Source organism: Chryseobacillus diguaensis (genome assembly GCF_049220665.1).
GTDB lineage: Bacteria > Bacillota > Bacilli > Bacillales > Bacillaceae > Metabacillus_B.
The window spans coordinates 120485-142818 of the sequence record NZ_JBMKNV010000008.1 but is presented as its reverse complement, the minus strand read 5'-3'; the positions used below and the strand labels follow the sequence as shown (position 1 = coordinate 142818).

Below are 22334 nucleotides of genomic sequence, written 5' to 3'. Positions count from 1 at the left end.
TTGAATGAATTTAGTGTATATAAATGGATTGAAATAGCAAGTCTAATTACATACGGAGGTGCACGATTAATGTCTTCAGTGGTAGTTGTCGGAACACAGTGGGGCGATGAAGGAAAAGGTAAAATTACTGATTTTCTTTCAGAAAACGCCGAAGTTATCGCGCGTTACCAAGGCGGAAACAATGCAGGCCATACAATTAAATTTGATGGAATCACTTACAAACTTCACCTCATTCCATCAGGGATTTTTTACAAAGATAAAATTTGTGTAGTTGGAAATGGAATGGTTGTCGATCCGAAAGCAATTGTTCAGGAATTGGCTTACCTTCATGAAAGAGGAGTCAGTACAGATAATTTAAGAATTTCAAATAGGGCTCATGTCATTCTGCCTTATCATTTAAAACTGGATGCTGTTGAAGAAGAACGGAAAGGCGCCAACAAAATCGGCACGACGAAAAAAGGGATTGGCCCTGCTTATATGGACAAAGCAGCACGCATCGGAATCCGTATGGCTGATTTATTGGACCGTGAAGTTTTTGAAGAAAAGCTTGCACGGAATCTTGGGGAGAAAAACCGCTTACTCGAAAAAATGTATGAAACAGAAGGCTTTGAGATCAGCGACATCCTTGATGAATATTATGAATACGGCCAGCAGATCAAACAATATGTCTGTGACACTTCAGTTGTCCTTAATGATGCTCTTGATGCAGGACGCCGCGTTCTTTTTGAAGGTGCTCAAGGGGTTATGCTGGATATTGATCAAGGGACCTATCCGTTTGTTACCTCTTCCAACCCTGTTGCAGGAGGCGTAACGATCGGTTCAGGCGTTGGTCCTACAAAAATCAACCATGTTGTTGGAGTTTCAAAATCCTATACAACACGTGTTGGTGACGGTCCGTTCCCTACCGAATTGAACAATGAGATCGGCGACAGGATCCGTGAGGTCGGCCGCGAATACGGCACAACAACAGGCCGTCCGAGACGTGTCGGCTGGTTTGACAGTGTTGTCGTCCGCCATGCACGCAGAGTCAGCGGACTAACTGATCTTTCCCTTAACTCTATTGATGTTTTAACAGGCATTGAAACACTGAAGATTTGTGTTGCCTACAAGTACAAAGGTGAGATTATTGAAGAGTTTCCTGCAAGCTTAAAAGCCCTCGCTGATTGCGAGCCGGTATATGAAGAGCTTTCAGGCTGGACTGAAGACATTACAGGTGTGAAAACGCTTGGGGAGCTTCCGGATAATGCGCGTCATTATATAGAACGCGTTTCTCAGCTTACCGGAATTCCTCTTTCTATCTTCTCAGTTGGACCTGACCGTTCACAAACAAACGTAGTTAGAAGTGTTTACAGCACAAATTAATAGGAATTTATTAGAGAGGCTGCCGAATGGATCTTCAGCAGCCTCTCTTTTTTTATTATTTTCCTCCTAACTAGTAGCAGTCCGAAAACTTTTTTTATTTTTGTGAAAAAATTTCTTGTCTTTCCTTTTTATTCTATGGTATTATTAAAAACGTTCTGTTCGAAGTATTTAATAGAGTAAAATCATGAGCCATTAGCTCAGTTGGTAGAGCATCTGACTTTTAATCAGAGGGTCGAAGGTTCGAGTCCTTCATGGCTCACTTTTCAATGGCCCCTTGGTCAAGCGGTTAAGACACCGCCCTTTCACGGCGGTAACACGGGTTCGAATCCCGTAGGGGTCACCATTACATAATTGGTCCGGTAGTTCAGTTGGTTAGAATGCCTGCCTGTCACGCAGGAGGTCGCGGGTTCGAGTCCCGTCCGGACCGCCATTCTTGTTTTCTTTCATGCATCTGAAAACTTAATTGAAAATGAGAGGGTTTCAATAAGCGAGAAGGTCGAGGAAGCGACTGAGTGTGCACCGAAGCGATGCATCAGCGCACAAATCGAGCAGCTGCTTGGCTAAACATCCTGAGATTTGGGCGATGACCAGCAAGAAGAAACTCAATAGTATTATTCACTTAATGTGGCTCGGTAGCTCAGTCGGTAGAGCAATGGACTGAAAATCCATGTGTCGGCGGTTCGATTCCGTCCCGAGCCATCAAAGGCGAGCTGGAGGTTATCCAGTTGCTGCAAAAGGTCTGGGAGATTTCCAGGCCTTTTCTTTTTTTACCCTTTTTCCTTCCGTATTCTTCCTCCATTCCCTTCACATTATAGGCCGAAATTGGCATCAATTACCCATCATGTTACAGATTACAAGGGAATATGACATGCGAAATACAAAAAGATTACATTTCTTCAACTTCCCTGGATGGCCACTAGAAGTATGTTAATCTATTAAAGTGCAATTTTGCGGCTTATTTCCTAAGCTGCTTTTTTATATCACATACATAGAACAACGTATGGCTTAAAAAGAATCACTACATTCAGGGGAGGAATATTCTTGCGAAAAAGGAAGAATCGAGTGATGGATAAAAAAAGTAAGCTGCAGGCTGTAAGGCGGACACTTACAGGCGGTGTATTCGCTGCAGCTTTAACATTTGGGACGAGCGGAGCTTCTGCAGAGGAAATCCTCCCTACTGTTTACCATATATACATGAATGGGAAAATGATCGGAACGGTAGATAATAAGGAACTTATTGAAAAGGTTTCCCAGGAAACGATTAAGAAAAAGCAGGATGAGTTCAAAGGGCTGCCTCTTACCATCAGCAATATGGAGATTGTGCCAGAGCAGATGTTCAGACCTCAAGCAAATAATGGTGAGGCTGTAAAACAAATGGAGAAGGAAATGGATGTTGCCATTAACTCCACTGCGATCTTTGCTGATGGAAAGCCTGTTGTCTTTTTCAAAAGCAAAGAGGATGCTGAAGAGGCTCTCAAGCAGTATAAACTGCGCTTCACAACTGAAGACAAGCTACAGGCTTATGAAGAGAATAAAGATAACCAGAAGAGCCTTCCAGAGCTTAAAAAAGATGAGTCCCGCATAACAGTTCTTAAGTTGTCTGATGGCGTAAAATTGAGTGAGGTCAAGGCCAAACCAGAAGCGATTATGACAGTTAGCCAAGCCCTTGATGTTCTTGGAAAAGGAACTGACAAAGAAGGGAAATATGAAGTGAAAGAGGCAGATGATTTAGGCAAAATTGCTTCTGACTTTTCCATGACATTGGATCAGCTGAAGGAATTGAATCCTTCTCTTAAAGAAAATGAATCAATTAAACCTGGAGAAACACTGACGATTGCAGAAAAAAAACCATACTTCAATGTTCTTATAAAAGAAGAACGGTTAAAGCAAGAAAGCATTCCTTTTAAAACGGAAAAGATAGATGATGCATCCCGTAAAATAGGCGATGAAAGCATCAAGCAAAAAGGTGAAGAAGGTGAGGCTGACCGAGGCTATCAGATCAGCACCGAAAACGGCCAAATCATTTCTCAGGAAATGACCAAAGAACAAAAGGTAAAAGATCCTGTGAAGGAAATTGTCATGAAGGGTACAAAAAAGGAGTCCTCTGTTGGTGATGGCAGCCTTGAATGGCCTGCAATGGGCGGCGTGATCACAAGCAAGATGGGGTACCGCTGGGGCAAGCTGCATAAAGGAATTGATATTTCCGGTGTAACGGATAAAACCATCAAAGCAGCTGATAATGGAAAAGTTGTATTTGCTGGTGTTTCCCACGGATACGGGAATAAGGTTGAAATTGACCATGGCAATGGGACGAAAACTGTATACGGACATCTGAGCTCCATCTCTGTCTCTAAAGGTGATACAATTGGAAAAGGCGACAAGATTGGAGTAATGGGTTCAACTGGACATTCCACAGGTCTTCATTTACACTTTGAAGTATATAAAAATGGAAATTTAAAGAACCCGCTTAACTATCTTAAAAGATAACCTCTAGTGCTGCTAGAGGTTTTTCTTTATAAAAGGCTCTTTTCTTAAACTTTGTTGCTCATGACCCTATATTTAGTCCTCGAAACCATTGGAATGGCAAAAACTTAAAGAAAAGATGCCCCGATGCTAGTCTAAATGCGTGATAAGAGCAAGTACGAAAAACAACAATCTCTGCGAAAACAGCCTTATAAAATCATAATTTATATCCTTTCTTCACTCAGTTTGCGCGCTGAATTTAGCTCCAGGAACCATCAGCTCGAGATCACAAGCCAATCTGGTTAGAAGGTTAAATCACAACCTTCTAATAGTCAAGCTTTTCTTGTGCTTGCCGCTGATATACGAGCGCCTTGCGCTTTTTTATTGTCCTTTTTCCTTTTTATAGGACCGAATTGTATTATAGGGGTATACTAAAAAGAAAATGAATCATTCCTACTAGAAAATAATGGTTTTCCCTGTAATATACCGTGATTATTTGAAAGGAATTTGTTACATTAATAATAGGTTTGAAACCTTTTGCTAAAGGGGCGAAGTAACATGGAAAAGAAAAAAATTCTTGTTGTAGATGATGAAAAACCGATTGCAGATATATTGGAATTTAATCTGAAAAAAGAAGGCTATGACATATATTGCGCTTATGACGGCAATGACGCCCTTGAAAAGGTTGAAGAATTGAAGCCTGACTTGCTTCTGCTTGATATCATGCTTCCAAACAGAGACGGCATGGAAGTCTGCAGAGAAGTACGCAAAAAGTACGAAATGCCAATTATTATGCTGACTGCAAAGGATTCTGAAATTGATAAAGTTCTCGGTCTCGAGCTTGGAGCAGATGATTATGTAACAAAGCCTTTCAGCACAAGAGAACTTCTGGCTAGAGTAAAAGCAAATCTCAGAAGACAGCACGCTGTTGGCACTGCGGAGGATCAGCAGGACGATTCAAATGAGATCGGTATAGGCTCATTAGTGATTCATCCGGATGCCTATGTGGTGACAAAACGCGGCGAAACGATCGAATTAACTCACCGTGAGTTTGAACTGCTTCATTACCTTGCGAAACACATTGGACAAGTTATGACACGTGAGCACTTGCTGCAGACCGTATGGGGCTATGATTATTTTGGAGATGTCCGAACTGTCGACGTAACGGTGCGCCGTCTGCGTGAAAAAATTGAGGATAATCCGAGTCACCCTACCTGGATTGTAACGAGACGAGGAGTAGGCTATTATTTGCGAAATCCAGAACAGGAGTAAAATAGAATGGTTAAAGTAGGTTTTTTTCGTTCCATACACTTCAAATTCACCGTGATCTACGTGCTATTGATTATTATAGCAATGCAGATCATCGGTGTTTATTTCGTCAAGCAGCTTGAATCATCCCTTACGAATAATTTTGAAAACTCACTTGAACAGAGAATCAGTCTTCTCCAATATAATGTGACGCAGGAGCTGGGGAAAGAAACACCCGGCCAAAAAAAAGACGAGAAAGCCATCAGGGAAAACCTTGCCTCTGATCTTTCGAGTTTTAAAAAAAATGATAGTACAATAAAAGAAGTTCAAGTGATTGACAGCAATGCTGTTGTTTTGGCTACGGCAGATCCTAACCAGCAGGACATCGTTGGTAAGAAAACTACGAAGCCTCTTGTTTTGCAGCAGCTTGTCCTTGCGCCTGATGTAAAGCCTGATAAAAACCCTATTAAAGTGGATCCCAGCACCAATGAGAGGGTGGAAATTTCAGCAACACCTTTTCGAATCAATCGATCGAAGCAAGATCCAGATGGTATCATTTACGTTGAAGCTTCTATGAAAGATGTATACAGCCAAATTAGGCTGATCAACGGTATTTTGGCCACTGGTACAGGTATTTCTCTTGCTATTACAGCTGTACTCGGAGTGATCCTGGCCCGGACGATCACGAGACCGCTTTCTGATATGCGGAAGCAGGCTATGGAGCTTGCGAGAGGGAACTTTAAGCGGAAGGTAAGGGTTTATGGACACGACGAAATCGGGCAGCTTGCTGCTACCTTCAATCATCTGACAGAAGAGCTCGATGATGCCCATGCCCAAACAGAAGGCGAGCGGAAAAAGCTTGATAGTGTCATAACCAATATGACAGACGGTGTCGTCGCAACGAACAGGCTTGGTGAAATTATCCTAATTAACGATGTAGCTCTTCAGATGCTGAATGTTTCACGTGAAACTGCTATAGATCTTTCTGTTATAAAGCTTCTTGATATAGAAGAGGATTTTTCGTTTGAACAGCTCATTGAAGAACAGGAATCTCTCATACTTGATGTCAGCATAGAAGATAAACCTTATATTTTAAAAGTTAATTTTTCCATTATTCAGCAGGAGCAAGGAAGAATTGATGGATTAATAGCGGTAATCTATGATATTACAGAACAGGAAAAAATCGATCAGGAAAGACGAGAATTTGTTGCTAACGTCTCGCATGAACTGAGAACTCCTTTAACAACCATGAGGAGCTACTTGGAAGCTTTGGCTGACGGCGCATGGGAAGATAAAGAAATTGCTCCGCATTTTCTTCATGTTACGCAAAATGAAACAGAGCGGATGATTCGTCTTGTCAATGACCTGCTGCACCTTTCAAAGCTCGACAGCAAAGATGACAGGCTTTCTCCTGAATGGATTAACTTTACAGACTTTTTTAATAAAATTATCGACCGTTTTGAAATGACGAAATCTCATCATGTGTCATTCCGCCGCCTGCTGCCTGATAAGGATCTTTACGTCGAAATTGATACCGATAAAATCACTCAAGTACTGGATAACATTATTTCCAATGCAATGAAGTATTCTCCTGAAGGGGGGCTAATTACCTTCAGAGTGATTGAAGAAGAAGAAGAGATTGTGATCAGTGTAAAAGACGAGGGTGTCGGAATCCCTAAAGACAGCGTGAAGAAGATTTTTGAACGGTTTTATAGAGTAGATAAAGCACGTACGAGAAAGCTTGGGGGGACAGGGCTTGGCCTTGCCATCGCCAAGGAAATGGTTAATGCGCATGATGGAGAGATTTGGGCTGAGAGCAAGGAAGGAAAAGGAACAGTTGTGTCATTTACCCTTCCATACAGCCCAATCGAAGAGGATGAGTGGGATGAAGCGTGAGCGGGTTAAAACAATAACGCTGATTTTCTTGTCACTGTTAAGTATTTTCCTTACTTGGAATATTTGGACCTTTCAGCCTAACTTTGACTATATTCCAAAAAGCAAATACTTTGAGCCAGAGGATTTAACGGCTACAACAAAGCAATTGTCTGATGTGGTTAAACCAGTCCAAATTTTTTACCATGAAAATAAACAGCATCAAGGAACCTTCGACCCTGGGGTCATCAACAAGGTTTGGAACAAAATGAGCACCTGGGATATTAGGAATTCGAGACAAGTTTCCGATCAATTTAAGAATGGTTTCTTAAATTGGGTACAAGGTGAAGATGGAAAACGGAAGGTAGAACTTGTCTTCTCTGATGAAATACCGACCGGAACCTTTCAATCCATTTTTTCTAAATGGAAGGATAAAGCGGTCTTGTACTCTTCTTTTGACAGGATTGTCATTCCGCTTGATGATGATGACAAAAACAGCGGCTGGAGCAAAATTTATTTTGTCTCCTATTTTCATCGGCAAGTGCTTGAGGCAACTGTCAAACAGGCGGATGTGCGTCAGCTTGATAAAGGAGCTTTCTCTAGACTTTCCGATTTTCAAGGTTATTTTGCAGAGAGAATTACTCCGGACAATATGCTCATGCTGCCGAAAAAGCCTCTTACACTCAATCGATTTGATTATGAAACAATGGTTTATAATGCAGATGAGTTTAAACAGGTCTTATTTACAAGTGAACTGTTAAATCAGGAAAAAGGATTAAACAAGGTTGAATATACGGATACTTCTCATCTGCTTGTGGTATTCAACAATGATCACAAAATGACTTTTTCCAGTCTTTTTAAACCTTCTCTTACTTCAGATCGGGCGACATCTATTCAGCAAAGTATTGACTATTTAAATAACCATGGCGGATGGACGAATCAATATGTTTTTTACAAAATAGATACTAATCGTATCCAGTCGGTTTCCTTTCGGCTTATGATGGAAAACGGATTGCCTGTTTTTCCGAGTGAAATCAATCAATTCGGGCCTACTGATATTATCGAAGAATGGGGAAACAATGATATTGCCCAATACATTCGTCCAACTTACAAGCTGTCTTCAAAGCTAAGGAGCCCCCAGACGACAATTGAATCAGGAGAAGAATTGATGAAAATTCTTCAAAAACGTACCGATCTTTATAATCCTGAGAATGTTAAACGGATTTTCCCCGGCTACGAAATGAGTGCGAAGGAAAACATGCTGGTCAGCATCGATCCGGTATGGTTTATGGAAACAAAGACCGGTCTGATTCAGGCCATTCATTTCAGTGAAAATGGCATAAGGGGGAAAAACGGTGGATTGGAGTAAAACAAAAACTATTTTTATCATAGCTTTTTTGGTGCTGGATCTATTTCTTTTGTACCAATATATCGAGACGAGAAACAGCAACAAGTATGATGTCCTTCAGGCTTCCACTATAGAAGATACTCTATCTGCAAACGATATCCAGCTCTCTCAGCTTCCACAGGAAGCAGATAAAGGTTCTTATATTACATGCAACAATAGAATCTTTACTGCAGAGGATCTAAAAAATAAAAAATTGAAAGATCAGCACTCATCTACTATCCCTGTACAGAATAATGGCAGTCAAAATCCTGTGCAGCTAAGCATGGAATTCAACCAGCCTGTCCCTCTGCCAGCAGATAACATGCAGGAAAAAATGCAGCAATTTGTGAATGACAACATTTTATTTGGTGACCAGTACCGTTTCTGGAAGTATGATAAAGAGAACAATCAGCTGATTTACTTTCAGGATTATAAAGGAAAGACCATTTTTCAAAAAAATCCCTCCAGCGGGATTGGCGTCCTTGTTTTTAAAATAAATGATGAAAACCAAATCTATGCTTATCAGCAGTCCATTCTTGTAAACATTAAAGAAGCAGAAGACAGTGAGGATATTATTCCGGCTATCAAAGCGGTAGAAGCTCTTTTTAAAAACAATGAATTTGATTTATCACACAAAAATAAGGTAACAAAAGCAGAATTAGGGTATTACACACAATATCCCTTTAAAGACAGTCAGATCCTGGCGCCTGCGTGGCACATTGTCGTGAACGGAAATGAAGATTTCTTTGTGACAGCTATTAGAGGAGAAGTCGTGAAATCAGATCAAAAGTAAGAATCTTGGAGTGAAAGAAATGAGCTTGCAATTTAGCGTGCTCGCGAGCGGGAGTACGGGGAACGCAATATATATAGAGACAGAAAACGAATCACTTCTGGTGGATGCCGGTTTAAGCGGCAAGCAGCTGGAAGGATTACTGACCCAGATCGGACGAACACCGAAACAGCTGAGCGGTATATTGGTGACCCATGAACACAGTGACCATATTAAGGGTCTTGGTGTGATGGCGAGAAAACATCAGCTTCCGATTTATGCGAATGAAAAAACGTGGAAAGCCATGGAAAACCTTGTCGGTGAAATACCAACAGAACAGAAGTTTATCTTCCCGATGGAAAAAATCCGCACGTTCGGTTCTTTGGACGTGGAATCCTTTGGCGTATCACATGATGCGGCTGAACCGATGTTTTATGTGTTTCACCATGAAGGCAGAAAAATCGCGCTGATTACAGATACGGGCTATGTCAGTGACCGGATGAAAGGCATCATCCGAAATTCCAATGCGTTCGTTTTTGAAAGCAATCACGATGTGGACATGCTTCGAATGGGAAAATATCCTTGGAACATTAAACGCAGAATATTGAGCGATGTAGGACACGTTTCAAATGAAGATGCGGCGCTAGCCATGACTGACGTTATTGGGGAAGATACAAAAAGGATTTACCTAGCTCACCTTAGTCTCGACAACAATATGAAGGATTTAGCCCGAATGGCTGTCCAGCAAACACTGGAGAGCAAGGGATTTTCAGCAGGAGAGCAATTTGAATTATATGACACAGATCCGAAAATCCCTACACCGATTTTTGCCGTTTGATTCAGAAGAAGCCCTTAATAGCGTTTGATTGAGTAGAATATTGGTTAGAATAACACAATATCCATAGAGCGAAGTTTATTGTGAAAGGACAGAAAGCGGATGGGATACTATGATCAGGATTATGATCAAAACCGCCGGCAAAAAGGAAACCGCGGCGGTTGGTTTTTAGCAGGATTAACCGGTGCTTTGCTCGGTGCCCTCATTGTGATCATTGCAATGCCTCTTTTAAGCGGGCTTGGCTGGGTGCCGGATCAGCCGAATGTACAGCCATACAGCACAAAGCCAGCAGGCCCTGAAAAAAATGTGAATGTGAATGTAAGTACGAACGTGACAAAAATCGTCAATAAGGTTTCTGCCTCTGTTGTAGGGGTCATTAATATCCAGGATTCAGGCGGATTTTGGGATGAGACCCAAGGCAAGAGCAAAGGACAGGAAGCGGGTTCAGGTTCAGGCGTCATCTACAAGATCGACGGCGATAATGCTTTTATCGTCACCAATCATCACGTGATTGCAGGTGCCAGCCAGATTGAAATCAGTCTTTCCGATGGGACAAGATTTCCGGCAGAAATCCTCGGCAGTGATGATCTGACAGATCTTGCGGTTTTACGCGTGAAAAGCAATAAAATAAAAGAAGCTGCGACATTCGGAAATTCCGATGAAGTGAAGCCGGGTGAACCGGTGATCGCAATTGGAAATCCGCTTGGTGAACAATTCGCAGGTTCTGTTACGCAAGGGATTATTTCCGGTACTGAACGGGCGATCCCTGTTGATTCAAACGGAGACGGCCAGCCGGACTGGAATGCTGAGGTTCTTCAAACAGATGCGGCCATTAACCCTGGGAACAGCGGCGGTGCGCTAATGGACATCGGCGGGAATGTGATCGGCATTAACTCGATGAAGATTGCTCAATCAGAGGTTGAAGGAATTGGCCTTTCCATTCCGTCTAATCTTGTCAAACCGGTCATCAGTGATTTGGAGCGTTACGGCGAAGTACGCCGTCCATTCCTTGGACTCAGTATGAGATCGCTCAGCGACGTTTCAGCCTATCATCAAAAAGAAACGCTGAAGCTGCCTGACAGTGTAACAAAAGGTGTTGTTGTCTATGATGTCAGCCCATCCTCCCCTGCTGCAAGAGCAGGATTCCAGCAATTTGATGTGATTGTCAGCATGGACGGCAAAAAAGTAGACGACATTTTCGCACTCAGAAAAATTCTTTATGCGAAAAAGCCTGGCGAAAAAGCACAAATTGACTACTATCGAGGCGGCAAGAAGAAAACAGCAACCGTCAAACTGATTGCCCAAAAAACACAAGGGAGCTAACCAGCTCTCTTTTTTTCTTGTGGAAAAGCGATTTAGGATAGAATATAGAAGGCTCTTTTCTTAAACTTTGTTGTTAATAGGTCTTAATTGAGGGTAACGAAAAAATAAGATTCAGGAACTTTAAGAAAAGATGCCCCCGATTGCTAGCCAATACGTGAACCCTATCCTTACGAATATAAACAATCTTTACGAAATCAGCTATAATTAAGGAATATCCACTTGTGGATAAGGAGGCGAAAACCATGAAATGCTGTGCGGAACACGTAGAACTCGCAATTGATATGTATGTAGATGAAAATGAACTTGCTCCTGAAATAGAAAAAATTGATGAAAACAGCGAGTTATCCACAACCTGTGAATTATGCCAAAACCCTGCTGTATATATAGTTGGGAACTAATACTCGACCACTAAATATGGAAAGTAATCCACAGTTGTGGATAATAAATGTGGAAAATTTGTTCTTGAAGTGGGGATTACCTGTGAATATTACAATTTGTACAGTAGGAAAACTGAAAGAGAAGTATTTAAAACAAGGAATCGACGAATATTTAAAAAGACTGACATCATATGCAAAGATGGAAATAATAGAGCTGGCTGATGAAAAAGCTCCTGAAAATTTAAGCGAGCAGGACATGCTGATTGTGAAGGAAAAAGAAGGCGAGCGGATTTTGGCGAAAATCTCGGATGACACACATGTGATTGCTCTTGCGATTGAAGGGAAAATGAAATCCTCCGAGCAGCTGGCAGCGGATCTGGACAGGCTGGCTACCTATGGAAAGAGCAAGGTGGCATTTGTGATCGGCGGATCATTGGGCTTGAGTGATGCAGTGATGAAGCGGGCGAATGATACCTTGTCGTTTAGTAAGATGACGTTTCCTCATCAGTTGATGAGGCTGGTTTTGGTTGAGCAGGTTTACAGGGCGTTCAGGATTAATCGTGGTGAACCGTACCATAAGTAAATGAGGTTTTTTTCGCAAGGTGTTATTGGTTATAAATTAGAGATTAAACACAACAGGGATTATAAGATTCGTAGCGATAATAAGGGAGAGAACAATCCTAGAATTCAGCAAGGAAATTGCGTAATGTTATGGATCTTTTGAAGGATATTAAGCGGCGAGGATACGTGTTGTAGTTTGAAAAGCACCAATTTCAAAAGTGCCATATTTGTCTGTTTGAGTAATATTTTTAACCCTTACATGCTGGAGGGTAACCAATTGTCCTTGATTCGCTGAATCCACCGTTTGAGCCACTTGTGGTGATGGAAGAGCCTCTTGACTCTAGACTTCAAATCTCCTTCCCCCTTGTAATTGATAGATTAACGATCGATTCCCTCGATTTCATGGCATATCCGATAGGCCTGGTTTTCACCTGTTAATGACTCGGTAGGCTTCCCTGATGATAAATCTCTTTCAAAGCCCCCATCATGATAGGAAACGACCAGTAGGCATTTAAGTGCCTGCTCTTCTTATTCGAAGGATGCTGCAACCACCAAAAATACGGTTAACTTTGTGTAGTCGACCAAAATATCCAATTCCCGGTTTTTTTCAAACAACTTATTTGTACTGAACACACCGTTTGGATGAAGCTAAAGACCATGGAATCACCGCTATTTTAAAATCAGAAATTTCTAAAATATTTTTAAAGACCAAATCAAAAGTGATTTGGTCTGCTAATTTATAGCTATTTACAATGTTTCTCCATAAAAAAGGAATGCTTTACTGAAAGATGTAACCTTTTTTATGTCAAATTCCGAGAATGGTTAGCTGGTTTTACCAGCCAATCCGTTTTTACTTTTGCATAATTTCCCGTAACCGTAAATATTCCTCTTCGCTGATTTCACCGCGGGCAAGCCGCTGCATCAAAATGGTTTCCGCATCGTACCTTCCTTGATAATGACCTGGCCCAAAGCACCATGAGCCGTAACGCCTGAACAGAATAATGCGAATAGCTAAGAATACGAATAAGGGAATCAAAAAAAACAGTCCGAATGGAAAAAATCCATGATGTCCCCACCACATAGCCGAGACCTCCTTTGTAAATTAATTATTGTTAACTGATACCACCTGTTCAGCAGTACAAGATAAGAATAACCGGCAAATATCTCAAACCAGATGGATAATTGTCTCAAAACCATCAACAACCGATTACAAATCAGGAACAAGATATTTGCTAAATTCACTTAAGTGGTAAACTGAGTTTAAGCATGGTTGAATGTCATGGTGCTATGTGTAAGGAATTAATAGGAGGTCATTTGTGCTGAAGCTGACACAAACCGTTTTAGTGGTGGACGATGATAAAAGTATCGTTAATTTGATGTATGATTTTTTGGAGAATGATGGTTTTCAAGTGGAAATGGCGTATGATACCGCTCAAGCGTTATCCGTATTACAAAATAAATCTGTTGATTGCATCATTCTTGATATTATGATGCCGGGGCAAACTGGATTTGATTTGTGCCGCCAGATCAGAACCACAAGCGATGTACCTATTCTTTTTCTGAGTGCACGGGATGATGATGTGAACAAGATTCGAGGTCTTGGATTGGGGGCAGATGATTATATCGTAAAAACAGCTTCCCCAGCAGAAGTGGTGGCACGAGTCAGAGCTGTTTTACGCAGGTACGGTTCTCAGCAAACTACCCGTTTAACGACCTTGAATTTTGGGCCATTGGTGCTGGATTTGTTAGCAAGAGAAGTAAGGATTGACGGTCAGGAAATATCGTTTTCACCGAGGGAATATGAACTGCTGCTTTTGTTTGCTGAACATCCTCGTCAGGTATTTACATATGAACATTTGCTGGAAACCTTTTGGGGCGGTGTAGGTGACAAACATACTGTCAGAGTTCATATTTCCCGTATCAGGGAGAAAATTGAAGCTGATCCCGATAACCCCCAATATATCGTAAACGTTTGGGGAGTTGGTTACCGCTTTGAAGGGATACGAGCATGAAAACACTTAGAATTCGCAAGTTCATGGTTATTGGCATGTATTCCGTTGTTATTCTTCCATGGATGATTTATTTTTTTATTCACTTTAACGGAACACCGTTTCAAAACGGGGCCCAAGCTGAAAAGCAAAAGTTAAATGAAACCTTAGATATGATTGTCACCAATTCAGCTAAGTGGGAGAATCCTGAGTGGCAAAAAAATTTACGGAGTCAGCTATTGAAGGGAAATATTCATGTTGAAATCCTTTCACCATCTAAACATCTAATTTTTAAATCCGGGAATTGGCGAAGTAATCCATGGATATCCAATCAACAATTTACTGTCATCGAGAGTGGCAAAATCTTGGGAACAGTGAAGTTATATTCTCAAATGAAAAGTGATATCATTGCACGTCTTTTAGCTATGACGGCCATGATTCTTGGCATTTTCTTTGTTGGATTTAAAATGCAAAAAAATATTGTAAAGCCGCTCGAGGCTATGAGCGGAACAGCCCGGCAAATTGCAGAAGGGGATCTTGATTTAAATTTGCCCGTTTCTCGTGTTACTGAAATTGAAGAAGTACGGAGCGGCTTTGAAGTGATGGTGGCAGGTCTTAGGGAAGCTTTTGAAAAACAAGCCAAGCTGGAGGAAGAACGGCGGTTTTTCATTGGAGCAATTGCCCATGACCTCAGGACACCATTGTTTGCCCTGAGAGGGTACTTGGATGGTTTGGAAAAAGGCATTGCAGCTTCCCCGGAAAAAATTGCGACGTATGTGTCGGTATGTAAAGAAAAGTCCAATCAACTCGATCGGCTTGTATCCGATCTTTTTGCATTTACAAAGCTTGAATATATGGAACAGACGCTGTACTGTGAAAAGATTGAAATTGAACTTATTTTGAAAAGCTCGATTGAAAGTTTGAAGCCTTTGGCTGAGGAAAAAGGTGTTTCCATCGAATCGGAGTTTCCTGCTTATAAATGTGAAATTACAGGAGATCGGCATTTATTGGAACGTGCAATGAACAATTTATTGGATAATGCACTAAGACACACACCCAATGGCAGCAAGATTTTTGTAAATTGGTACAAAGAACCAGGGAAAGTAACGATTTCGGTCAGAGATTCGGGTCCAGGATTTTCACCGGCTGACCTTAAACATATGTTCGAACCATTGTACAGAGGTGAAGTGTCAAGAAATCGGGCAACCGGTGGAGCAGGACTTGGGCTTACCATTGCCAGACGCATTTTTAAAGCCCACAGCGGGGAACTTTCTGCCGCGAACTATCCTGATGGCGGTGCAGTCCTTATCGGGTGGATATTAAGTGAATTCCGTGGTGATGAATTATAACAGTAATAATTGGATCTAAATACTATCACAACTGCTTTTCATTTGTATAATTATTCAACTATTTATGGCTGGGATAGCGGTTTTTCAGGCTTCTAAATTCTGGAGTTATCATGTAGGGTTTGTACATTATTTTTCATTGAATCCATTGATCATGCTAATATTGTCCTTTTTTGGAGGTATTCCAAAGTCCCTCATTTCAGTTTGTCTTTTAGTATTATAGGCTTTCCCATTAAGAGGATTTTACTGGCTTCAGTGTAGAGAGTGGGGCTCTGATCAATTGATGAAACTTCAAGAAATAATGGTGATGTTCTATCTTACATTTTTCCTTTCTTCTGAAAGTGTTAGTTCCCCAATAGATAAAAATAGACCACACATCTTAGATATCCCAAAGACGTGTGGTCTATTTAATTGCAAAGGTTTAACTCACCATACCTAAATATTATAATAGTTTTTTTACTTTTTTATCAAAACAATGAGAATAGGTAAGATAAAAAACGAAAGAAGGGTTGTATATAATATGTATGTTAAAACCAACTTGATAAAGGAATTAACAGCAACAGGCATACAAGCGAGAACAAACAAAACGGATTGTAAAATGCCCATGAATATGTAAAAAAAGTTCGCAGGTTTTAGGGTAAACGTTAATGTTGTAATACCCAGTCTACTCCCGTCTATTTTTTTGAAGAATGATTGGAAAACCGTTTTCGCAGATTTTGCAGCGTATCTAAGGTGGAGAGTGCCTGCTTCTCCATGCGGAGTCCAACAGCTATAATAAGACTTTCGACAACAGCTGTAGGAGCAACCATGGAATGAAATTCCCAAAGTTCACCGCGGCACACGTAAAGTACGATGGAAGCCTGATTGTTCAGATCGGAAACAAGCCGGTCTGTAATCATGATGGTCGTACAATTCAATTCCCCAGCATACTCCAGAATATCTTCACACTCCGTGGCGATTCTATGAAAGCCGAACATCACAATCACATCATCAGACTTAATTTGCAGCAGCGCTTCGTACACTTCTCTCCCGCTCTTTGGCATGCTTTGAATACTAACTCCAAACCGGTTCAAGCGAAACTGCAGCAAACTGCCGAGTCCTTCAGATGGGCCTGGAGCGAAAACATAAACTTTCCTAGCATGAGACATTGCTTCTGCAGCAAGGTTAAAACTGTCCCTATCCAGCCTATACGACGTATCGTGCAAATACCCTGCCGTCCGTTCCAACATATCGCCCAGCAGATCTTCATTTGAAATTTTATGGAAAATTTCGTTCATTTTTTTGGCTGGGGTAATTGCCTCCATATTACTCAGGCTGAGCTTAAATTCCTTTAAGTTCTCGTACCCAACAGCCTGCCAAAAACGCGACACAGAGGCAATGCTGGTCGGTACCTCAAAAGCAATGTCTTTTTCGTTCATATAAGGCAGTCGATCAATATTTTTTTCGATATAATCAGCGATATTTTTCTGGGTAGGGGATAATTTGCGAATATCCCCATTAAATAAAACTGCCAATGGTCTCCCCCTCTTTTATTCTAATTAATTTTCTATAAATCTATTTTAATTAAACTCACAAGCAGTGCCTAGATATATGAAAAAAAAATATCATTTTTTTATTTTTGTATTATTTTTTACAAAAAATCAATATATCAATAATGCTCTGTTAACACTACCAGTTTAATATACAGATTGTAACAGCAACTATATCAATGAATAGAATTAGGAGGAAGACACTTTGAAAAATATCAAAAGAATCATCCAACTAGGCGCTATAACTACATCCATGATGGTGGCTGCTGCGGGATGCGGCTCTGCATCTAATCAATCAAAAGCATCATCAGCAGCAAAAGGCGATGCAAAAGATAAAGAATTAGTCTTTTATTCAGCAGAAGGATTCGACCAGGATATTGCTGCCGCTTTTGAAAAGAAAACAGGTATCAAAGTGAAATTAATAGATGATTCAACCGGACCGCTTTTAGCCAAAATGCAAGCTGAAAAAGCTAATCCTCAATGGGATGTAGCGTGGTTTGATGGTCCTTCCAATATGCAGGGTCTAGATGACCAGGGAATGCTTTACAAAGACTATTTACCATCAGGAACTGCTCAATATACTGATTTAGGTAAAAAAATGCTGCCTAAAAATCATGCCTATTTTCCTGTAACGGCTACAGCCTCAGGGGCTATTGCTTACAATACGAAACTAGTAAAAGCATCTGAGCTTCCAAAAGACTGGCCGGATTTATTAAAACCTAAATACAAAGGCCAGATTGCGATGAATAACCCTAGTATTTCAGGTCCTACCTATTCTACCGTTCTAGGATTAATGATTTTACAAGGCGGCATTCCTCAAGGAAAAGATTTCTTTACAAAATTAAAAGCAAATGGCTTACAGGTATTCGACTCAAACGGTCCTACCTTAACAAATTTAAGTAAAGGTAATGTTAAATTTGCCATTGCCCAAGACTCTGCCATTATTGATAGAATGAGTAAAAAAGAACCGATTAATATTATTTATCCTTCCTCAGGGGTAACTACTTTAACAAGTAATATCGGAATCGATGCAAAGGCTCCGCATTTAGAAGCAGCGAAGAAATTTGTAGATTTTGCTTTAAGTGCTGAAGCCATCAAAATAGGTACTACTATTGACGGCGGGGATTCAAACTTTATCTCGCTCCTTCAAAATGCGCCGGCAAAACAGGGAATCCGTCCGGCTACAGTAAAATGGAATGAGGAAGATCCTGTTCAGGGAGCTCAGCACGAGAACGATATTAAGCAGTGGTTTACACAGAACATTGTTCAAAAGTAAGCAAAAAAGCTCCCCCATCCAATACCCAATCCTGACCTGGCCTAGTATACTCGTGCTGCTATGCCTGGTCGTTTACCCTTTGGGTTCGGTACTGCTGCAAAGCGTATTCCCGCAGCTTTTTGACAATGGTTTTCAAACATTTTCGTTCCAGTCCTTCGAAGGCATCATCAAAGACAGCTATACGTACCGTGCCATTCTCAATGCTTTTATATTTGGGGGATGTACGGCGTTGCTTGCAGCCATCATGGGAACGTTTTTCGCCGTAGCAGTTCACCGGAAATGGGTATATGGGGGAAAACTGGTCAGTTTGTTCATTTGGATTATTTTTTTTACTCCCTCCTATTTAGTAGCAGAAGGCTGGGTCTTAACGCTGCAGGACAAGGGTGTAGTATGCGAATTGTTCCATCTGCCTGATGGAACCTTCAAATGGTTCTTTACGCCTGTCGGTCTGATTTGTGCCATGGCGTTCCGTATGTTTCCTGTCGTATACTTGTCGGTTCGCTCAGGACTTGAACGTTTGGGAGCAGATTTTGAAGAGGCTGCAAGAACACAAGGAGCCTCGGTTTTCCGTGTATGGATGAAAATTATCATTCCGCTTCTTTTTCCTGCCATTTTAGCAGGTGCTACTCTAGTATTTGCCGAATCGGTCAGTGATTTCGGATTTGCAGCCGCCATGGTTCCACAGGCGCATATTCCGATGCTAACCTATTCCATCTATACGGCCCTAAATCAAATGCCAGTCAATTACTCACAGGTCGGTGCCTTATCATTCGTCTTAATCGCTGTTATTGCTCTTTCGCTTTGGGTTCAGAAGTGGATTCTCGGAAGAGGATCCTACAGTGTAATTCAAAACCAAATAAGACCTTACCGGGTGGAGCGTGCACCTTCAGCAATATGGACCGCAGTGACTTTTCTGCTCCTGCTTCTTGTATATGTGTTGCCTATTAGCGGCGAGGTTATGACATCAATTTTAAAAAATTCAAGTGATGGGTTTATAGCATCGAATTGGACACTGGATCATTACCAAAGCATCATACAAAGTGGAAGTGATTCCTATTCGGCTATCATTCGTTCCCTAGGTTTGGCATCATTAACAGCCCTAACGGTGACTATTCTAGGAATTGGGTTAGCGTTTGTCATTCTTCAAAAGTCGGGAATGGAGACGAAAATTCTCTACGGTTTAACGATGTCCACACTTGCAATTCCGGGAATCGTCTTGGCAGCTGGATTTGTGTTTGCTTATAATGCACCATACTTAATTCCTTTCCATTTGAATTTTTACGGTACGTTATTTTGTTTGTATCTAGCTTATGTTGCTGGCTCTTTGCCTAACTCGATTCGCTTGCAAATGGCCGCCATAACGCAAGTAAGTCCATCATTATTGCAGGCGGGACGGATCCATGGGGCAGGTCTATTCCGTGTTTTTCGAAAAATTCTGTTCCCGTTAATCTCGAGTACTACCATTTCCACACTGTTTCTCATTTTCAGCCACATCATGTTTGAGCTGCCTTCATCGGAGCTATTGTATCCACCGGCTGAGAGCGTGCTGCCAGTGGTGATTACTAAGTCTTATACAGAATTTAAGATAGAGGACGGAGCAGCGCTTACCGTTTTCTCAATTGGAATTGTATTGGCTTGCTATGGCCTCGGGCAGCTAATCATCTATACTTGGAAACAAATCAGTAAGAAACTTTCATTGCGTGCAATTAAAATACAGCAAGGGTCAATAGAATCAGGCTATCCTATGAAAAAGGAAAGAGAGATTACCGAATGAGTTTAGAATTGCAATCCGTCACCAAACATTACGCTGATAAACCGGTTTTAAGAGGAATGAATTTATCGATTCAAAAAGGAACGTTTTTAGCACTGCTTGGTCCTTCCGGCTGTGGCAAAACCACACTTCTCCAAACAATAGCAGGTCTTACCTCGATTGATCAAGGGAAAATTTTGATTGATGGGAAAATTGTTTCTGAGTCCGGAAACGAGGTTCCCATTGAAAAAAGGGAAATTGGCATGGTGTTTCAGGACTTTGCCCTTTGGCCGCATATGAATGTATTTGAGAATGTCTCCTTTGGTCTTAAGCTTCGGGGAATAAAGGGCCAGGAGTTAAAAAGGCGTGTGATCGAAACCCTTTCGATTTTTCATATGGAAGAGTATTTGTCCCGATTTCCCCATGAATTGTCCGGCGGTCAAAAACAGCGGATTGCCATGGCGCGTGCTATTGCTCTCACCCCCCGCTTGATCTTAATGGATGAACCATTATCTGCACTCGATACGGCACTGCGTGAAGAAATGCGCGTAGAATTGGTGCGGATTTTTAAACAATTGAATATGACCGTCATTTATGTCACCCATGACCAAGGAGAGGCCATGAGTATGGCTGATCAAATTGCTATTTTAAAAGACGGGAAAATTGAACAAATCGGAGCACCGGAAACACTTTATCGCGAACCAGTTTCTGAATATGTTGCGAAATTCATGGGCCGTGCCAATATCATAAATAAAAAGGGAAATTCATCTTCTGCCTTTATTCGGCCAGATGATGTTCGTATTTTACCGGCCAATGTGGAAGGAGCGTCAGGAAAGGTGATGGTTAGAACCTATTTGGGAAGCCATTATCGATACCTTGTTAATGTGCAGGGATATATAAAACCAATTGAAGTAGCGCATCCGGATAAAATTGAAATTGGCACATCCGTCAACATTGAAATTCCTGTAGAAAAGTGCAGGGTTTTTAGAGTCTAACTATTAATCAAAGAAGAGGTGCGTTTCATGATCTTTGAATCTTACGCAGTATTAGCTAGTTTTCTAGGAACTAGTGTTGAATTTATTGAAGCATTAACGATTATTTTGGCGGTCGGTACAATTAGGGGCTGGAAAAGCTCCTTATCGGGTGCAGCTGCCGCTATTATCATTTTAACTATATTAGTAGCTGGAATCGGTACATCACTTGTACAAATTGTGCATATTTTCTGGGTGCAGCTGCTTGTTGGTCTATTTATGCTGTTGTTTGGAATCCGTTGGCTAAGGAAAGCCATCTTGCGCTATTCAGGTCTTAAAGCGATTCATGACGAAGCTGAGAGCTATCAAAGTGAGCTTGAGCGCCAGAAAAAGGCGGGGAATGTAGGAAAAGGAATTGATTCCTTCGGATTTATGACTTCCTTAAGCATTACTTTTTTAGAGGGAATGGAAGCGATTTTCATCGTGATTACGTTAGGGACAAGTTCAACGAAATCAGGCTTGATGCAGAATACCATTATTGGCGCACTGGCAGCAGTAGTTGTTGTATTATTAGCAGGATTATTGCTGCGCCAGCCTCTAATTAAGATACCTGAAAATACGATGAAATTTATTGTTGGTGTGATGCTTACTAGTTTCGGAGCTTTTTGGGTAGGAGAGGCCTTTGAAGTACAATGGCCACAGTCCGATTTGTCCATTGTGTATTTGTCCGCCAGCTTGCTAGTATTCTCATGGCTGACAGTCCGCTATATAAAAAGTAAGCTTAAACAAGCAAAAGGAGGGAAGCAGAATGAAAGTACTATCAACGCTATGGGGGTTAATCGTTGATGATGGAAGGTTAGCATCTATTTTAATAGGCTGTCTGGTGATTTCCTGTCTGTTATCGCTCTTTGGCCAGTCTTTAATCGCCGCATTCGTCATTTGGGCGGGGCTATTGATTTCTTTATGGGTATCGATTCAACATCAACTCCAATTGAAGCTGTCTAAAGAAAAACATTAGTTACACTGCTGTTGTCCAATCAGGATGGCAGCTTTTGTATTTTATTAGGGAAAATTGATCGTAACTCTTACTTGATAGGGGATTTATTTCATGGATATACAAATGAAATCGTTGGCTGAGGTACAGCTGGGCACTGTTCATGATTCCCCCACCTTCTTTTTGGCGAAGCGTATAGAAACCATGTTGTTTTTATTTTTGGATTGGTTTTTAGGACAAAAGAAGAGAAAGTAATAATCCTCTCTTCTCTCTTTAAAAGACA

Annotated in this window: 21 protein-coding genes and 4 tRNA genes; 23 read left to right on the top strand and 2 right to left on the bottom strand. The window is 41.2% G+C overall.

Going from position 1 to position 22334, the window contains the following annotated elements:
• Nucleotides 1-69 precede the first annotated feature (69 nt).
• From ACOT8F_RS13985 to rlmH, 14 genes are all read left to right on the top strand, one after another.
• On the top strand, nt 70-1362 hold the full coding sequence (locus tag ACOT8F_RS13985) for an adenylosuccinate synthase (protein ID WP_421652545.1): 1293 nt from the start codon (nt 70-72) through the stop codon (nt 1360-1362).
• Nucleotides 1363-1548: 186 nt separating this feature from the next.
• Nucleotides 1549-1621 (top strand) — tRNA-Lys (locus ACOT8F_RS13980).
• A gap of 9 nt (nt 1622-1630) precedes the next feature.
• Nucleotides 1631-1705: transfer RNA gene (locus ACOT8F_RS13975), tRNA-Glu, on the top strand.
• A 10-nt stretch (nt 1706-1715) separates the two neighbouring features.
• A tRNA-Asp gene (locus ACOT8F_RS13970) sits at nt 1716-1792 on the top strand.
• Nucleotides 1793-1988: 196 nt separating this feature from the next.
• Nucleotides 1989-2061 (top strand) — tRNA-Phe (locus ACOT8F_RS13965).
• Between the two features lie 366 nt (nt 2062-2427).
• A complete protein-coding gene (locus ACOT8F_RS13960) occupies nt 2428-3849 on the top strand; it encodes a peptidoglycan DD-metalloendopeptidase family protein (protein WP_421652544.1) in 1422 nt (473 codons plus the stop codon).
• A 534-nt stretch (nt 3850-4383) separates the two neighbouring features.
• A complete protein-coding gene (gene yycF, locus ACOT8F_RS13955; RefSeq protein ID WP_421652543.1) occupies nt 4384-5097 on the top strand; it encodes a response regulator YycF in 714 nt (237 codons plus the stop codon).
• A 6-nt stretch (nt 5098-5103) separates the two neighbouring features.
• Complete coding sequence (gene walK, locus ACOT8F_RS13950) at nt 5104-6969, top strand: cell wall metabolism sensor histidine kinase WalK (RefSeq protein WP_421652542.1); 1866 nt, start codon at nt 5104-5106, stop codon at nt 6967-6969.
• Complete coding sequence (locus ACOT8F_RS13945) at nt 6959-8314, top strand: YycH family regulatory protein (protein ID WP_421652541.1); 1356 nt, start codon at nt 6959-6961, stop codon at nt 8312-8314. The genes walK and ACOT8F_RS13945 overlap by 11 nt, the downstream gene beginning before the upstream one ends.
• A complete protein-coding gene (locus tag ACOT8F_RS13940) occupies nt 8301-9125 on the top strand; it encodes a two-component system regulatory protein YycI (RefSeq protein ID WP_421652540.1) in 825 nt (274 codons plus the stop codon). The genes ACOT8F_RS13945 and ACOT8F_RS13940 overlap by 14 nt, the downstream gene beginning before the upstream one ends.
• Nucleotides 9126-9144: 19 nt before the next feature.
• Nucleotides 9145-9939, top strand: a complete 795-nt coding sequence (locus ACOT8F_RS13935) for an MBL fold metallo-hydrolase (RefSeq protein WP_421652539.1) — start codon at nt 9145-9147, stop codon at nt 9937-9939.
• Nucleotides 9940-10038: 99 nt separating this feature from the next.
• Nucleotides 10039-11259, top strand: coding sequence for a S1C family serine protease (locus ACOT8F_RS13930; protein ID WP_421652538.1), 1221 nt, complete (start codon nt 10039-10041; stop codon nt 11257-11259).
• A 242-nt stretch (nt 11260-11501) separates the two neighbouring features.
• On the top strand, nt 11502-11657 hold the full coding sequence (locus ACOT8F_RS13925) for a CxxH/CxxC protein (RefSeq protein ID WP_421652537.1): 156 nt from the start codon (nt 11502-11504) through the stop codon (nt 11655-11657).
• 82 nt (nt 11658-11739) lie between these two features.
• Nucleotides 11740-12219 carry a 23S rRNA (pseudouridine(1915)-N(3))-methyltransferase RlmH gene (gene rlmH, locus ACOT8F_RS13920; protein WP_421652536.1) on the top strand — a complete coding sequence of 160 codons (480 nt, stop codon included), beginning with the start codon at nt 11740-11742 and terminating at the stop codon, nt 12217-12219.
• Between the two features lie 828 nt (nt 12220-13047).
• Here rlmH and ACOT8F_RS13915 read toward each other — a convergent pair.
• Nucleotides 13048-13278 (bottom strand): SHOCT domain-containing protein, encoded by a 231-nt coding sequence (locus ACOT8F_RS13915; RefSeq protein WP_421652535.1) that lies wholly within the window; start codon nt 13276-13278, stop codon nt 13048-13050.
• Between the two features lie 238 nt (nt 13279-13516).
• On the opposite strand from ACOT8F_RS13915, the gene ACOT8F_RS13910 reads away from it, so the two are divergent.
• The 3 genes from ACOT8F_RS13910 to ACOT8F_RS13900 all read left to right on the top strand — a co-directional run bounded on the left by ACOT8F_RS13910 (nt 13517) and on the right by ACOT8F_RS13900 (nt 15754).
• Nucleotides 13517-14209 carry a response regulator transcription factor gene (locus tag ACOT8F_RS13910; RefSeq protein WP_421652584.1) on the top strand — a complete coding sequence of 231 codons (693 nt, stop codon included), beginning with the start codon at nt 13517-13519 and terminating at the stop codon, nt 14207-14209.
• Nucleotides 14206-15534: a sensor histidine kinase gene (locus ACOT8F_RS13905; protein ID WP_421652534.1), complete on the top strand. Its 1329-nt coding sequence runs from the start codon at nt 14206-14208 to the stop codon at nt 15532-15534. The genes ACOT8F_RS13910 and ACOT8F_RS13905 overlap by 4 nt, the downstream gene beginning before the upstream one ends.
• Before the next feature lie 64 nt (nt 15535-15598).
• Complete coding sequence (locus tag ACOT8F_RS13900) at nt 15599-15754, top strand: DUF6220 domain-containing protein (protein ID WP_421652533.1); 156 nt, start codon at nt 15599-15601, stop codon at nt 15752-15754.
• Nucleotides 15755-16205: 451 nt separating this feature from the next.
• Here the strand turns inward: ACOT8F_RS13900 and ACOT8F_RS13895 are convergent, their stop codons facing one another.
• Nucleotides 16206-17045 carry a MurR/RpiR family transcriptional regulator gene (locus ACOT8F_RS13895; RefSeq protein WP_421652532.1) on the bottom strand — a complete coding sequence of 280 codons (840 nt, stop codon included), beginning with the start codon at nt 17043-17045 and terminating at the stop codon, nt 16206-16208.
• Nucleotides 17046-17265: 220 nt separating this feature from the next.
• Between ACOT8F_RS13895 and ACOT8F_RS13890 the strand changes: the two genes are divergently transcribed.
• The 6 genes from ACOT8F_RS13890 to ACOT8F_RS13865 all read left to right on the top strand — a co-directional run bounded on the left by ACOT8F_RS13890 (nt 17266) and on the right by ACOT8F_RS13865 (nt 22306).
• Nucleotides 17266-18336 carry an ABC transporter substrate-binding protein gene (locus ACOT8F_RS13890; protein ID WP_421652531.1) on the top strand — a complete coding sequence of 357 codons (1071 nt, stop codon included), beginning with the start codon at nt 17266-17268 and terminating at the stop codon, nt 18334-18336.
• Nucleotides 18337-18415: 79 nt separating this feature from the next.
• The gene (locus tag ACOT8F_RS13885) at nt 18416-20110 is read left to right on the top strand and encodes an ABC transporter permease (protein ID WP_421652530.1); all 1695 of its coding nucleotides are present in this window, start codon (nt 18416-18418) and stop codon (nt 20108-20110) included.
• Nucleotides 20107-21081, top strand: a complete 975-nt coding sequence (locus ACOT8F_RS13880; RefSeq protein ID WP_421652529.1) for an ABC transporter ATP-binding protein — start codon at nt 20107-20109, stop codon at nt 21079-21081. Before ACOT8F_RS13885 ends, ACOT8F_RS13880 begins: the two co-directional genes overlap by 4 nt.
• A gap of 27 nt (nt 21082-21108) precedes the next feature.
• The gene (locus tag ACOT8F_RS13875; protein WP_421652528.1) at nt 21109-21903 is read left to right on the top strand and encodes a COG4280 domain-containing protein; all 795 of its coding nucleotides are present in this window, start codon (nt 21109-21111) and stop codon (nt 21901-21903) included.
• Nucleotides 21866-22075, top strand: a complete 210-nt coding sequence (locus ACOT8F_RS13870; RefSeq protein WP_421652527.1) for a hypothetical protein — start codon at nt 21866-21868, stop codon at nt 22073-22075. The genes ACOT8F_RS13875 and ACOT8F_RS13870 overlap by 38 nt, the downstream gene beginning before the upstream one ends.
• A gap of 90 nt (nt 22076-22165) precedes the next feature.
• Nucleotides 22166-22306: a hypothetical protein gene (locus tag ACOT8F_RS13865; RefSeq protein WP_421652526.1), complete on the top strand. Its 141-nt coding sequence runs from the start codon at nt 22166-22168 to the stop codon at nt 22304-22306.
• Nucleotides 22307-22334 lie beyond the last annotated feature (28 nt).

What these genes read in the sequence shown, in the direction of transcription:
- ACOT8F_RS13985 (WP_421652545.1), top strand. Translation starts at nt 70, where the DNA reads ATGTCTTCAGTGGTAGTTGTCGGAACACAGTGGGGCGATGAAGGAAAA.
- ACOT8F_RS13960 (WP_421652544.1), top strand. Translation starts at nt 2,428, where the DNA reads ATGGATAAAAAAAGTAAGCTGCAGGCTGTAAGGCGGACACTTACAGGC.
- yycF (WP_421652543.1), top strand. Translation starts at nt 4,384, where the DNA reads ATGGAAAAGAAAAAAATTCTTGTTGTAGATGATGAAAAACCGATTGCA.
- walK (WP_421652542.1), top strand. Translation starts at nt 5,104, where the DNA reads ATGGTTAAAGTAGGTTTTTTTCGTTCCATACACTTCAAATTCACCGTG.
- ACOT8F_RS13945 (WP_421652541.1), top strand. Translation starts at nt 6,959, where the DNA reads ATGAAGCGTGAGCGGGTTAAAACAATAACGCTGATTTTCTTGTCACTG.
- ACOT8F_RS13935 (WP_421652539.1), top strand. Translation starts at nt 9,145, where the DNA reads ATGAGCTTGCAATTTAGCGTGCTCGCGAGCGGGAGTACGGGGAACGCA.
- ACOT8F_RS13930 (WP_421652538.1), top strand. Translation starts at nt 10,039, where the DNA reads ATGGGATACTATGATCAGGATTATGATCAAAACCGCCGGCAAAAAGGA.
- ACOT8F_RS13925 (WP_421652537.1), top strand. Translation starts at nt 11,502, where the DNA reads ATGAAATGCTGTGCGGAACACGTAGAACTCGCAATTGATATGTATGTA.
- ACOT8F_RS13915 (WP_421652535.1), bottom strand. Translation starts at nt 13,278, where the DNA reads ATGTGGTGGGGACATCATGGATTTTTTCCATTCGGACTGTTTTTTTTG.
- ACOT8F_RS13905 (WP_421652534.1), top strand. Translation starts at nt 14,206, where the DNA reads ATGAAAACACTTAGAATTCGCAAGTTCATGGTTATTGGCATGTATTCC.
- ACOT8F_RS13900 (WP_421652533.1), top strand. Translation starts at nt 15,599, where the DNA reads ATGGCTGGGATAGCGGTTTTTCAGGCTTCTAAATTCTGGAGTTATCAT.
- ACOT8F_RS13880 (WP_421652529.1), top strand. Translation starts at nt 20,107, where the DNA reads ATGAGTTTAGAATTGCAATCCGTCACCAAACATTACGCTGATAAACCG.
- ACOT8F_RS13875 (WP_421652528.1), top strand. Translation starts at nt 21,109, where the DNA reads ATGATCTTTGAATCTTACGCAGTATTAGCTAGTTTTCTAGGAACTAGT.
- ACOT8F_RS13870 (WP_421652527.1), top strand. Translation starts at nt 21,866, where the DNA reads ATGAAAGTACTATCAACGCTATGGGGGTTAATCGTTGATGATGGAAGG.
- ACOT8F_RS13865 (WP_421652526.1), top strand. Translation starts at nt 22,166, where the DNA reads ATGGATATACAAATGAAATCGTTGGCTGAGGTACAGCTGGGCACTGTT.